The sequence below is a fragment of the Providencia sp. Me31A genome (assembly GCF_050487165.1).
Classification (GTDB): Bacteria; Pseudomonadota; Gammaproteobacteria; order Enterobacterales; family Enterobacteriaceae; genus Providencia.
The window spans coordinates 212,790-226,681 of sequence record NZ_JBKQGZ010000004.1 but is presented as its reverse complement, the minus strand read 5'-3'; the positions used below and the strand labels follow the sequence as shown (position 1 = coordinate 226,681).

At 38.1% G+C, this 13,892-nt stretch carries 11 protein-coding genes and 1 pseudogene; 9 read left to right on the top strand and 3 right to left on the bottom strand.

Annotation, left to right across the window (positions count from 1 at the left end):
- Window positions 1-684: 684 nt before the first annotated feature.
- Window positions 685-768 (bottom strand): annotated as a pseudogene (locus tag ACLPIE_RS05080) (single-stranded DNA-binding protein); the annotation flags it as partial.
- A gap of 723 nt (window positions 769-1,491) precedes the next feature.
- Here ACLPIE_RS05080 and ACLPIE_RS05075 point away from each other — a divergent pair.
- The gene (locus ACLPIE_RS05075; RefSeq protein WP_430260242.1) at window positions 1,492-1,953 is read left to right on the top strand and encodes a hypothetical protein; all 462 of its coding nucleotides are present in this window, start codon (window positions 1,492-1,494) and stop codon (window positions 1,951-1,953) included.
- 41 nt (window positions 1,954-1,994) lie between these two features.
- Here ACLPIE_RS05075 and ACLPIE_RS05070 read toward each other — a convergent pair whose 3' ends face one another.
- Entirely contained in the window at window positions 1,995-2,495 is a 501-nt protein-coding gene (locus ACLPIE_RS05070) for a hypothetical protein (protein WP_430260240.1), read from the bottom strand.
- A gap of 307 nt (window positions 2,496-2,802) precedes the next feature.
- Window positions 2,803-3,240 carry a type II toxin-antitoxin system HicB family antitoxin gene (locus ACLPIE_RS05065; RefSeq protein WP_430260238.1) on the bottom strand — a complete coding sequence of 146 codons (438 nt, stop codon included), beginning with the start codon at window positions 3,238-3,240 and terminating at the stop codon, window positions 2,803-2,805.
- Between the two features lie 1,579 nt (window positions 3,241-4,819).
- Between ACLPIE_RS05065 and flhD the strand changes: the two genes are divergently transcribed.
- From flhD to ACLPIE_RS05025, 8 genes are all read left to right on the top strand, one after another.
- Window positions 4,820-5,170 (top strand): flagellar transcriptional regulator FlhD, encoded by a 351-nt coding sequence (flhD, locus tag ACLPIE_RS05060; protein WP_430260236.1) that lies wholly within the window; start codon window positions 4,820-4,822, stop codon window positions 5,168-5,170.
- Window positions 5,167-5,757 carry a flagellar transcriptional regulator FlhC gene (gene flhC, locus ACLPIE_RS05055; RefSeq protein WP_430260234.1) on the top strand — a complete coding sequence of 197 codons (591 nt, stop codon included), beginning with the start codon at window positions 5,167-5,169 and terminating at the stop codon, window positions 5,755-5,757. Before flhD ends, flhC begins: the two co-directional genes overlap by 4 nt.
- Before the next feature lie 96 nt (window positions 5,758-5,853).
- Window positions 5,854-6,741: a flagellar motor stator protein MotA gene (gene motA / locus ACLPIE_RS05050; RefSeq protein ID WP_430260232.1), complete on the top strand. Its 888-nt coding sequence runs from the start codon at window positions 5,854-5,856 to the stop codon at window positions 6,739-6,741.
- A 2-nt stretch (window positions 6,742-6,743) separates the two neighbouring features.
- Complete coding sequence (gene motB, locus ACLPIE_RS05045) at window positions 6,744-7,661, top strand: flagellar motor protein MotB (protein WP_430260230.1); 918 nt, start codon at window positions 6,744-6,746, stop codon at window positions 7,659-7,661.
- Between the two features lie 103 nt (window positions 7,662-7,764).
- Window positions 7,765-9,837, top strand: coding sequence for a chemotaxis protein CheA (gene cheA, locus ACLPIE_RS05040; RefSeq protein WP_430260228.1), 2,073 nt, complete (start codon window positions 7,765-7,767; stop codon window positions 9,835-9,837).
- Between the two features lie 16 nt (window positions 9,838-9,853).
- Window positions 9,854-10,351: a chemotaxis protein CheW gene (cheW, locus tag ACLPIE_RS05035; protein ID WP_004909833.1), complete on the top strand. Its 498-nt coding sequence runs from the start codon at window positions 9,854-9,856 to the stop codon at window positions 10,349-10,351.
- 103 nt (window positions 10,352-10,454) lie between these two features.
- Window positions 10,455-12,140: a methyl-accepting chemotaxis protein gene (locus tag ACLPIE_RS05030; protein WP_430260226.1), complete on the top strand. Its 1,686-nt coding sequence runs from the start codon at window positions 10,455-10,457 to the stop codon at window positions 12,138-12,140.
- A 115-nt stretch (window positions 12,141-12,255) separates the two neighbouring features.
- On the top strand, window positions 12,256-13,824 hold the full coding sequence (locus ACLPIE_RS05025) for a methyl-accepting chemotaxis protein (RefSeq protein ID WP_430260224.1): 1,569 nt from the start codon (window positions 12,256-12,258) through the stop codon (window positions 13,822-13,824).
- The last annotated feature ends 68 nt before the right edge of the window (window positions 13,825-13,892 follow it).

The following is a 13,892-nucleotide window of genomic DNA, read 5'->3' as shown; positions in this document are numbered from 1 at the left end:
AATACTGGATATGGCTGGAAGTTTTGTGCTACCGAGTAGGCGACAAAGGCATTACCCTCGAGCAGTAAAGAAAAAGCCGCAACGATATCCGTTACGGCGATCTTAATGGCTTAACTGACAAGCATTAACCCTTGGGCTGGGTATTGTAATGAAGTGAAGATTCTCAATTATTTGTATTTTTTAAATGATTTAGGATATTCCATCAGTTCGCACAAAGGTAGAGATTATTTTTGTGATTATGGATGGATTTTTTAATTACAAATACGCTTGAATTGCGGCTTCTATTGTTTGGTGCAGTACCCATGTAAAGTTTTCATGGGTGTATTCTCTTGCGAAGTGAATACACATAATCTAAAAATGATAAGCAGATCAAAAAACAATCAATTTAATATTGTGGTTTATACTTATTGGAGTATCGTGATTATACCACCAGTTCAAGGTGGGAAAGTCCGCAAGTATTGCGTTCAGTATCAACAACTAGCATGACAGGTTTAAATTTTAATAATACGTATCATTGACACTTCCTTCTGCCAGCCTTACATCTATGATCTAGGCTGGCTTTTTTTATAATGAAATACTGTCATCGAAATCCATCGGTGGTTCACTATGTTCATATTGTTGTTTTGGCTGTCCTCTACGATAATTTCCTGCTTAATTGTTATTATTGGGGCTATTGCCATCGCCTAGCATCAGCATTGAACGACTAAGATTGACGACCACTTCCGTTGTGTATCGATTTTGTCCGCTTTGGTTTTGCCATTCATGGGTTAGAGATGAACTAACCAGCTTGTCTAAGTGATGACTCCGTGCAGTTATTGAAAATGTTCTGCTGTTTGTACAGTGGGTGTTATAATACAATTCTGATGGATTAATTAGTTGTGATAATTTAATGGAAACTATTTCAATATTAGCGTTAAGTGTGGCGGGGGGAGTTAATACTTTATTTTCATCTAATCCGTTATCATTATTCAGTGAAGTAAGCTCAAAGTCGTTATTATTTATTCATTTTTCTGCTAAATGTTCGATATTTGATATTATCAGTTACTGCTGACCGAGTTTTTTGCGATTACTAAATCAGCGTTTTTGAATGCGTAATCATTGGTTTTATGCAACCTAAACAAAGAATACAATCAAAGATGTGAAAGGTAATTTAAGGCTGCATCTGCAATTATTAAGGTATTTGCGGAGCATGTTGAAATAAATGAAGCAAGTGGGCTGTGTTATTTTACGGGGGAGTTATGAATGGCCTTGCAATATTCCTAAAGGTCACAGGATAGATGTCCGTGTGTCAATACCCAGTAAACTATGCCTGTAATTAAAAGTAAGCTGAAGATAAGAAGCCCGCTAAGTTTAGAGCAACGATTAGTGTAAGAAGTCACAGAACATGCGGTAGAGGAAACGGAAAGGATAGAGCAAGGAAAGTATTAAATAAAACAATGACATTCAACCTAAGCTAAATTAATATAACGACCTTTGACATAGGAGGTCGTTATGAAAATGCCTGCATCTTTATGGGTTATATTAATTATTTTTTCTCTATTCATGCTTATACATATAACGGGCGCTTTTTTTTACGTTTTCAGTATGTTCCGATTAAGTTCATCTGTAGGTATATGGAACAGCTCTGGGGGCGCACTGATTATTGGGTCGGCGTTGTATCAACTTATACTGCCAGTTGTAGAACTTTTGACTGTGATTCTGATTTTTATGAAGAAAAAAAGTGGTGCAGTTTTATTAAAAATTTTTTGGTCAATCATTACACTAATGTCAATGGTTTCTGCTTTTAAAGGTATTTATAATGCACTTGAAGGCAATGGATTTTCAAGTATGGCAGAAAGAGCTGGAGGCGTTATAGGAGCGCTTTTATTGCCTGTAATAATGATTTTTTTAACTTATATTCTATTTAAGTCATCTAAAATTAAAGATTATTTTCAGTCAATGTCGGTAAAATAATAAAGGTTGATGCGCCAGCTTGAGCCGTTGGCGCATTTAACTTAGGTGGCTAACCAATCAGATCTGTTTATGATGTCAGAGCGTAAAAGATGATCATGTATTATGATTTTTACGTTTAGGTCTAACATATTCCAATGAATAAGCTTGATACCAACAGATTGATAAGTCGAACCTTGGGCAATCAGTTGTTGATTTTCTTTTACTGTAGTGATATTTACTGATGAAAGCTCAATAATTTTCTTCTCAAATAGATGATAATCCCACTGATTTGTTTCCCTCATGTTTTTAATTAATTCAGTGATACTTCTGTGAATTTTTTTATGATGCTCTCTGACTATCTTATGTTTTTGGTAAATACCGTTCATTTCTTTAATTGCTGTTATTGCATTTTCTGAGACATAGCCAGTGAATGTTGTATAATTCTTTAAAACCCGATTAAACACTTTGGTTACTAAGCAACGCAAATCACGATTAGTTACTTGGGGTTTTGCTTTAATACAAATTTGGATTAATTCAAAAATATCTTTCAGAGTAATGCTCATTTTTGTACCTGATAATATGAAATATTGGATGATTCTTTATTATTCTCAGCCTCTATGAAAAACAGCCTACTGCTGCTTTGAGATACGATTTTTGCGATTTTTTATTTGTTTTAAAAAAATATACATGCTCTTTATCATTAGCCTGATAATTAGAGCTCCTACAGTTAATCATTTTTTACTGACAATAGTTAAATACCCATAAGTTATATGGGCTATTAACTCGACCTCTATCTCAGCTAATTTTTTGTTATTAAAGGCTTTATATATTAGGTCAAATTTAATGCTATCAGAGCAGAGAGCTCTAGGTTTACATAAGCGGCTTTTTTCTTATTCCTACTGTGGCTTCGTAGCCGAGTAAATATAAAGCTTGTTCTAGAATATCAATTTTGGATGCATAGTGGATATCAACGAGCCGTTCTATTTGCTGTGCATTAATGTTTAGCCTACGAGCGAGATCAAAACGTGTGATCTCTGAGGCTATAATGGCATTTGACAGTGCTATTTTTAAGCAGCAAGTTATTGGTAGGTAAATAGTAAATGTACCGTCTTGTTGTACTGAAGGTAACGGAATTTTTTTTCTTGCGGCAATATATTCTGCAAAAGTCGCCAAAAGTACTTCTTGCGCTTCAATCTCGACATCTTCTTTGCAATAGGTTACTCCCTGAATTTCAGGGAAATCACAAAAGCTGATTTCATATATCCCTTCATCTTCAATAAATTCAGTGATTGCTTGATAATTAAACATATCTTTCCTTTTTCATATGGGCGATAAGAATCAAAGTGTTGCATTTGATTGGCAGTAAAACAAGCCCCGTGAAAAATAAAGGGAAAATCGATGATAAATGCGATTGGCTATGGATAAGTTAGTAGTGGAATTACTTATTAGGAAAGTATTTGGAAAGAAAGAAAATCCGTGTGAACCTAGTCACAAATTGAAGAATATTTTTTTCTTTTATATCGATTATAAAGTTGTACATTTTGTAGTCAAAACTTTCACTGAATTATTTTAAATGAAACAAGATTATTTTTGTAAATCCTGTTATGTGACTACGCGATTTTACTTAAGAAAGTTTTACTAATCGCATCATTTGTTAAAATAAAAGTATATAGTAATCATTAGTTATAGTAACTATAGTGTACTAATTTGGGTGTGAATACATGATAACGGTTAAAGACCATAAGTGCTTACATGAATAAAAAGGCAATTAGTATGAGTTATTTTAATCATATTTAGAGGGTTTAAAAACGATATAAAAAGCATAAAAAAAGCGGAATGTTCTTAATTGAAACTTTTAATTTTGAGCGTGGGTAAGGAACCTGTTTTATCGCGTAGGTTGATCATTTTATTAAAAAAAATAAATTTCCAGTAATTTTATATAAAAAAATAAATTTTAATTAATATAAAAAACAACATTAATAAAATAATGACAAGATTGCTATTGAAATATTAGATGAGCAAAGAATATATAATAATGGAATTTAAGTTAAATAAAATCTTAATTAAAAACTAATTTCATAAGGTCAATTAATTTAATTAATATTATAGCGTGTTTACATTATAATCACTGTTTAATGATTCTAATGATACTACCAAAGATAAGAGTAATATATTTGGCGATAGAATGGTTTTTTTTACTACAAATACGATTGAATAATTTTGAATGATGATTAGCATTCTGATTAAACTTGTTGAAAAATAATGATTAAAATTTATTCCCAACGTGCCGATATCATGATGTAACTATTATAAAAGCTGTTGTTTCTTAATACCAAACATTGATTTGGATCAATATCTTTAATTTGATGTTATGATTGGTTTTTTTTGCTTAACAATTGCTTTTTGGGTGTTGTTGTATTGATTAAAACCCTGTCATTTGACTTAAGGTGATTTAAAATGTTGTGGATATTTAGGATAAGGTGAAAGAAGATAAGGAAATAATAAAGATTATTTAATGAATAGTTGGATAGTTAGCCCAATAAGGTAAAAAGAAACATAAGTACCTTGAATAGTTAATTTAGTGGTGCATAATAATTGACGACTAATAATGATATCGGCAAATTCTGACTTTTACTCAAATTGCTAATTTTTAGTCACTCTTTATTGTTGTAGATATTCAGGAAATATATTTAATTTAAGTTTGAAGCTTTGTGTTTTTTATACTCACAACTGGGTATCCAAGAATGGATAACATAGGTAAGTAATGGAATACGCTTGCCCAGTTTAATTACTTTTTATATTTAATAATTTGGCTACACAATACTTTCAAATACATATTTGTTCTTTTTGCACACAGATGTTGATAAATATTCGGAAAGGAAAAAAAATGAGCTCGACGACAGATTTTCTGAAGCATATATACGATATTAACCTCTCATATTTGCTATTGGCCCAAAAACTCATTTCTCAAGAGAAAGCCACTGCGATGTTCCGGCTAGGTATCACTGATGCAATGGCAAATACTTTAGCAGGTCTTAGCCTCCCTCAATTAGTCAAGTTAGCAGAAACAAACCAGCTAATCTGCCGATTTAGATTTGAGAATAGTGACACAATAGAAAAACTAACTCGAGACTCAAGGGTGGATGAATTGCAACAAATTCATACAGGTATCTTACTTTCGACCCGATTATTGCAAACGCATAATGAGGGCGACACTGAAATAGCGAGAAAAAGATGACTACCGCAGCTGAAAAAAGTATTGTCAAAGAGGCTAGTGATATTCGCTTAGCGATGGAGTTAATTTCTTTAGGCGCTCGCCTTCAAATGTTAGAAAGTGAAACTCAAATTAGTCGCGGCAGGTTAGTTCGTTTGTATAAAGAACTTAGAGGCTGCCCACCACCGAAAGGAATGTTACCTTTTTCAACGGATTGGTTCATGACATGGGAGCAGAATATTCATTCATCCATGTTTTATAATGCTTATCAGTTCTTACTTAAAAGTGGTCAATGCCAAGGTGTTGATGCCATATTAAAAGCATATCGGTTGTATCTCGAGCAGTGTATTCCTGAACAGGGAGAGGAACCGTTATTAGCATTGACTCGAGCTTGGACGCTAGTTCGCTTTGTTGAAAGTGGTATGTTGCAAAGTTCGCAATGCAGCGGTTGTCACGGTTCTTTCATTACCTATGCTCATATTCCTGAAAATAGTTTCACATGCAGTTTATGTCAACCTCCATCGCGGGCGATAAAAAAACGTAAACTTTCCGACCATCTAGCCGATATTACGGTATATCGACAGGATGGCATTACTAAAGCGGTAATATAATTGGATTGATTTGGTAAACAGGCAATAGTTTTGCTTGTCGTTCCTAATATTCCCTTTGACTGCTATCTGTTAACCAACGGAGTGAAAGGGAATATTGTGTTAATACTCATCGGGTATCTCATTGTTACAGCAGCGGTTATTGGCGGGTATCTAATGGTCGGAGGCCATTTAGGTGCGCTATATCAACCTGCTGAATTTGTAATTATTTTAGGTGCAGGCTTAGGTGCATTTGTTGTTGGTAACAGCGGCAAGTCTATTATTGCTTTGTGCAAAGTATTACCAAGGCTTTTTCGTCGTTCTTCTTATAGCAAAATAATGTCAATGGATTTAATGGCATTGTTATTTCAATTACTCAATAAATCTCGCCAACAAGGGTTATTAGCGTTAGAGAAAGATATTGAAAACCCTAACGAAAGTGAAATATTCTCCCAGTATCCCCGAATTCTAAAAGACCCTTCAACCCTGATGTTCATCGTTGATTATTTACGTTTGATGGTGAGCAGTAACCTACAAAGCCATGAAATTGAAGCACTAATGGATGAAGAGTTAGAAACCTTCCGTCAAGAAAATGAAGTACCCGCATCAGGTTTAAATATGGTGGGGGACTCCATGCCCGCGTTCGGAATTGTTGCTGCGGTTCTTGGCGTGGTTAACGCTTTGGGATCTGCGGATCGTCCTGCGGGAGAGTTGGGGGCACTGATTGCACATGCTATGGTTGGAACATTCTTAGGTATTTTAATCGCTTATGGTTTTATTCTACCTTTAGCTGCGCTGATCAGACTACGCAGTAGCGAGCAATTAAAGATGATGGAATGTATTAAGGTGACGTTCCTCTCTGCATTGCAAGGCTACGCACCACAAATCGCAGTTGAATTTGGTCGTAAGGTGTTGTTCAGTGCCGATAGACCTTCATTTGTCGAACTTGAAGACAAAGTTCGTGAAGTAAAAGTTGGTTCTCGCTCACAAGAAACGACAGAGGAGTAGCGATGGCAGCCAATACACCTCATATTATTCGAGTTAAAAAACGCAATTCATCTCAGCAAAATGGGCACGGTGGTACATGGAAAATTGCCTATGCTGATTTTATGACAGCAATGATGGCATTTTTTTTAGTCATGTGGTTGATTGCCATTTCAAGTCCTCAAGAACTCACGCAAATTGCGGAATATTTTCGTACACCATTAAGCACGGCAATTAATCCAGGCACTAAAAGTGGCGATGCTACAAACCCAATCCCTGGGGGAGGAAAAGACCCTATTTTTCGTGATGGGGACGTGATGCCGGAACCGAATAATATTATTGATGGCAATGTAAATTATCGCTTTGAAAAATTAAAAGAGTCCTTAGAACAAGCCATTCTAAAAGATCCACGCTTAAATGAGTTAAAGCCACACTTACTGATCGACATGATTAATGATGGTTTACGCATTCAAATTGTGGATAGTGAAAACCGTCCAATGTTTAAGGTCGGCTCCGCGAATGTAGAGCCGTATATGCGTGACATTCTACGTGCGATAGCACCTTTACTTAACGATGTTCCAAACCGCATCAGTATTTCGGGTCATACCGATGACTTAGCTTATGCGAATGGCGCTAATTACAGTAACTGGGAGTTGTCATCAGACCGAGCGAATGCCTCTCGTCGTGAGTTAATTCGCGGTGGAATGGATGAAAACAAAGTCTTACGTGTCGTTGGTATGGCATCTGCAATCCATTTAGATAAAGACGATGGGCTTGCGCCGGTTAATCGACGAATAAGCATAATTGTGTTGAATGATGAAGAGGCAAAGCAAATCTTGCGTGAATATGATGGGGCTAAACCCATAAATGATGTGCTGCATAAACAACAAAAGCAACCGGCACAACTCTCTGTATCTGAGGTGGTTGCAACAAAAACACCATGATAAATCATTGTTGTTTGCATTTATTACATGACTTGTTGAGCTATCTGCTGGGAGATCCGGCAGTTAGCGCTAAGTGAAATCTAAGCGAAATTGGATAAAAACCATGGATATTACCGAGTTTTATCAAACTTTTTTCGATGAAGCCGATGAGTTGCTCAGGGATATGGAACAACATTTACTTGAGCTTGATCCTTTTGACCCGGACAGTGAGCAGCTAAATGCGATATTCCGTAGTGCGCATTCAATAAAAGGAGGTGCTGCAACCTTTGGTTTCACTCAGTTGCAAAACACCACACATACATTGGAGAATCTACTCGATAAGGCTCGTCATGATGAGTTAACACTCACACCAGATATTATTGACGTGTTTCTTGATGCAAAAGATGTCATGGCGTCGCAGTTGTATGCATATAAAAACGATTCATTACCTGATGATGAAACATTCCAGCGTATTTGTGAAGTGCTTAGCCGAGTTGAAAACCGCGCAGAAAAAGTGACGGAGTTTGAGCTCATAGAGCCAATTTCTACTACTGATGCGGTTGATATTTCAGACGCTAAGCGTGAGCAGCATGGCGAGTTTTCTCACTATTTTTTAATAGCGCTAAATCAGTTAAAAGAAAATGAGGTTGACTTGCTCGCGGACGAACTTAGCTTGTTCGGCCACTTATATCACACTGAAAAAACAGCAGATAGTTTACAGGCTTGGCTTGGTACCAATACGGGTATTGACGATATCAGTGGCGTGCTATGTTTCGTCGTGGATGAGTCACAGATTACTTACCAAGCCGTAACCTTTGCAGATTGTCTCACGTTCTTACCTGAAGATATGGTCACCGATGGGGGCGATAATCAAATCGACGCAAGCGCTGTTGAGCCGAAGGAAGAGGCCAAAACTGTTGTCGTACCCCCAGCGATGCTCGCATCGACAAACTCATCGAAAAAGTCGACGGTTACTAAGCCCAAAGGGGATTCTAGCAGTATTCGCGTTGCCGTAGAAAAAGTTGACCAATTGATCAACCTAGTGGGAGAGTTGGTCATTATTCAATCTATGTTGACCCAGCATAGTCAATATGTCGATCAAAACGAATATAGCGAGTTATTAAGTTCAATCGTGCAATTAGAACGCAACTCGCGTGCATTGCAAGAATCTGTGATGTCAATTCGCATGATGCCAATGGACTATGTCTTTAGCCGCTTCCCTCGCATGGTGCGTGATATTGCCTCTAAATTAGGTAAAAAAATTGAGCTTAAAGTGGAGGGAAGTTCTACTGAGTTAGATAAAAGCTTAATTGAGCGCATTGTCGATCCATTAAACCACCTTGTACGTAATAGCCTAGATCATGGTATTGAAAAACCGGAAGTTCGCTTAGCAAATGGCAAACCTGAATTTGGCACCTTGACGCTGGCAGCAGCACATCAAAGCGGTAATATTTGCATTGAAGTTCGTGATGATGGTGCAGGTTTGAATCGTGAACGAATTTTAGCAAAAGCACGTTCGCAAGGCATAAGTGTGCATGATGCCATGAGTAATGATGAAGTGGCGATGCTCATTATGGCTCCCGGTTTTTCAACGGCAGAAGTGGTCACTGATGTTTCTGGTCGAGGCGTTGGAATGGACGTGGTGAAGCGTAATATCCAAGACATGGGCGGCCGCATTCAAATTGGTTTTACTGAAGGTAAAGGCACCATTATCCGCATTTTGCTACCACTAACATTAGCTATTCTTGATGGTATGTCAGTGAAGGTGGCAGACGATGTTTTCATCGTTCCACTTAGTGCAATTATCAGTACCTTACAACCACGACAAGAAGATATTTATCGCTTAGCGGGTGAAGAAAAAATGTTGCTGGTACGTGGTGAATATCTACCATTGGTTGAATTACACCAAGTTTTCTCCATTGAAGAGGCTGAACGTAATTTAGATAACAGCATTGTGCTGATAATTCAAAATGCAGGCCACCGTTTCGCCTTATTAGTTGACAAGCTGGTTGGGCAGCAGCAAGTCGTCGTGAAAAATATTGAAAGTAATTACCGTAAGATCCCCGGGATTTCCGCTGCAACGATTATGGGCGACGGTTCTGTTGCATTGATTTTAGATGTGGCCGAGCTGCAAAAAATGAATAACAGCATTTTGATTAAAAAGAAACAACAGGTTGCTCAACCTGTCGTGTACTAAATAGAGGTCATACACCATGTCTATGCTAGATGATGATTTAAATAAACACGAAGAAGAAAAAAACGGCGAAGGCTATCTTATTTTCACTTTAGGTGAGGAAGAGTATGGCATTGAAATTTTGAAAGTACAGGAAATCCGTGGTTACGAACAGGTTACTCGCATCGCAAATACCCCTGATTTTATCAAAGGGGTGACGAATTTACGCGGTGTCATTATACCTATCATTGACTTACGTGTGAAATTCTCCCATGAAAATGTGGTGTATAACGATAACACTGTGGTCATTGTCGTGAATTTAAAAGACCGTGTGGTGGGTATTGTGGTGGATGGTGTGTCTGATGTGTTGGTATTAAATGAAGAACAAATTGCACCACCACCTGATTTTGCCGTGACGTTATCAACACAATATTTAACCGGACTTGGCACACTTAACGACCGTATGTTGATTTTGGTGGATATTGAAAAGTTATTAACCAGTGATGAAATGGCGCTTATTGACAGCATGGCTGAGTAATACTCAGTTCCAATAATTGATCAAGTAATAATAAGTCATTAACTAAAGTTTTTGGTTGGATGACCGATATCCAAAATACAACAAAATTATGTAGTAAAACGTCATGTACAGTCGAATTAAAATCGTATCGGGACTTTTGTCCGTCATTTTTATCTTTGTTTTATTGCAACTGGTATCCAGTGGTTTGATGTTCACCAAACTTGGTGATAACAGCGACAGTATAAATTATTTGAATTCATTGCAACGCCAAAGACAAGTTTTAACCGAAAGTTGGGTCAATTTATTACAGGCTAGAGCGAACTTAAACCGTTCAATCAACGCTTATCTATTGGAAGGCCGTAAGATCCAAGACGATGCAACAACTGAAGATTTGATTAAAGCGGCTAAACGTAATTTTAAAGCAGCAGATGATGCTTACACCCGTTATAACAAACTGATGCAAAGCTCAGACTATGATAAAGCTAAATTTGAAAAGCTTTTTAGTACCTATGAAACCTATCGAAATGCATTAATCAAGCTGAGTGAATTTGCGGAGAAAGGGGACTTGGAGCGGTTTTATGCACATAGAACCTCTGGGCACCAAGCTAAGTTTGAGGAGCAATTTAACGCATACTTTGCGGATATTTCTTCCGATTTCCAAGATGAAGTGGTCAACGCAGATAATAATTATCGTCAATCATTATATATGTTGGTGACGTTATCGATTGTCTTAATATTGATTGGTTTCTTCAGTTATCGCTATGTCCGTAAGGGGATCATTGAGCCTATAGGTACTTTAAATGAACGCATTAAGGTTTTTGCTTCTGGAGACTTAACGCCAAATATAGCCACGACAATCCGTAATGAAATTGGTGAGTTGGCTAACGGTGTTCAAAACATGCAGCAGGAATTGATCAATACCGTTCGCGGGGTTTTAGATGGCAGTGAAACTATCTATCAAGGAACCACTGAAATTGCTGCGGGTAACAATGATTTATCTGCTCGAACTGAACAACAAGTTGCGTGCTTAGAAGAAACCTCAGCCAGTATGAGTGAGCTGACGGCAACGGTAAAACAAAACACAGAATACGCGCATCAAGCGAGTGAATTCGCTAACCAAGCATCGGTGATAGCGAAAGAAGGTGGCAAGGTTGTTTCTAACGTGGTGAGTACCATGCTGAACATTGCCGACAGTTCGCAGAAAATTTCTGATATTACTGCGGTGATCGACAGCATTGCTTTTCAAACCAATATCTTAGCGCTTAATGCAGCCGTTGAAGCAGCGAGAGCTGGCGAACACGGTCGTGGTTTTGCAGTGGTTGCAGATGAGGTGCGGAATTTGGCTCAACGTAGCGCTGATGCAGCCAAAGAAATTAAAGCCCTGATCGAGGATTCCGTGTCAAGGACGGGGACAGGGGCGCGCCAAGCGGAAGATGCTGGAGAAACAATGACCAAAATTGTTGAATCGGTTACCCGCGTCACTGACATCATGACACATATCGCAACGGCGTCGGATGAACAGAGTAAAGGAATTGCTCAGGTCAGTATTGCAGTCGCAGAAATGGATAAAGTCACACAGCAAAATGCGTCTCTCGTTGAGCAGTCAGCTGTTGCAGCGAATGTCTTGGAAGAACAGGTTGCTAAGTTATCACAGTTGATTTCAATTTTTCGCCTACCGCCATTAAAGCAAAGTGAAATACGTAATATTAAACCGGCGGCAAGAACGATTTCTAACATCGTTAAAACTCCGGATTTAACAAAAATATCATCTAAGGAACACAAAGATGATGACAATTGGGAAACTTTTTAAGGGATGAGCTCAGTTTTATGCTGCAACGCTTTGGCTTTGCAGCGTTTTGTACATTAGGAAACAAGGCAATATTTCAGATGATCAGTTCTCTTAGCTGGCACAAGTGGGGATTTCTATGTTTGGTAAAAATATCCGAATTTCGGTGAGTTTATATTTACTTCTCATTTTATTTTGTGGGATGCAGATAGTGTCTAGCGGGGTTTCTGTTGGAATAGTTGTAAGTGAATTAAAAGCATTAGAACGTATTGACTTGGGGTCGGATAAACGTGCAATGCTGGAAGAAACCAATAAGCATTTAATTCAGGCTCGTAATAGCCTGACTCAAATTGCATTACTCAATAAGGTCGGAGGCAATGAGCCTTTGATTAAAGAAACGCAAGGGATATTTGATAGTTTATTAGCCGAAGCCGCTAAGGATTATACGACATTTAAAAACCAACCGATACTCAGTGAAAAAGAGAATCTCGCAGCACTTGATGAAAAATACCAAGCGTTTGTAGTCACATTGAAAGCATTAAAAGCGCATTTAGATAATAAAGATATTGCGGCTTATATCGCTTTACCTGCTCAAGAAAATCAAGATCAATTAACACAAGTTATTGACCAATACCTAGAATTACTCAATGTTGAAAATGAGGAGTCTCTATCAGCCGCAAGAATGTATAACACCTTTGCATGGAGTTCATTTTGCTCAGTGATAGTCATTATCATCGCGGTTATCACATTTGCCCATTATTGGATGAAACGTAAAGTGATTAATCCGTTAAAAAGTATGGGTGAACACTTTGCATTAGTAGCTGATGGAAAATTAAATCAAAAAATTGAAGTGACGACACGTGATGAAATCGGTGAAGTATTTGGCAAATTGAAACAAATGCAAGAGTCGTTGGTGACATCTGTGAGTGCATTACGTTCAAATACCGACCAAATGTATACCGGTATTCGTGAGATTGCATTAGGTAATAATAACTTATCATCACGTACAGAGCAGCAAGCGGCATCTCTTGAGGAAACAGCGGCCAGTATGGAGGAGTTAACCGCGACGGTTAAGCAGAACGCAGATAATGCCCGCCAAGCCAGTGAACTAGCGGTGCGTGCATCGAAAACGGCAACAAAAGGGGGAGAGATTACGGAAGATGTGATTGATACCATGACATCGATATCGAATAGCTCCCAAAAAATTAGCGCCATTATTAGTGTTATTGATGGCATTGCTTTTCAAACCAATATCTTAGCCTTGAATGCGGCGGTTGAAGCTGCGAGAGCCGGTGAGCAAGGGCGAGGTTTCTCTGTGGTTGCAGGGGAAGTTAGGGCGTTGGCACAACGCAGTGCTGAAGCGGCCAAAGAAATTAAAAACTTGATTGATGAGTCGGTAGGTCGAGTTAGCCAAGGTTCTCAGTTAGTGAATGAAGCGGGTGCAACGATGAGTGAGCTCGTCGCAGCAGTTAATCAAGTCACTGAACTAATGGGAAATATTGCATCAGCTTCGAATGAGCAAAGCCGTGGTATTGAGCAAGTGGCTACCGCAGTAAGCCAAATGGATCTTGTCACACAGCAAAATGCGGCGTTAGTTGAACAGTCAACGGGCGCAACAGCAGCCTTAGAAGATCAAGCGAATAACTTAGTCGATACCGTTGCATTTTTTGAATTGCCTGAAAACGGAATGAATCGAGTTCGTCATTAACTGAATCATTTTAATCTGTAGTGAGATATTGGGTTATTAAGAGCACAGCAGCCTAGTTATGGGCTGCT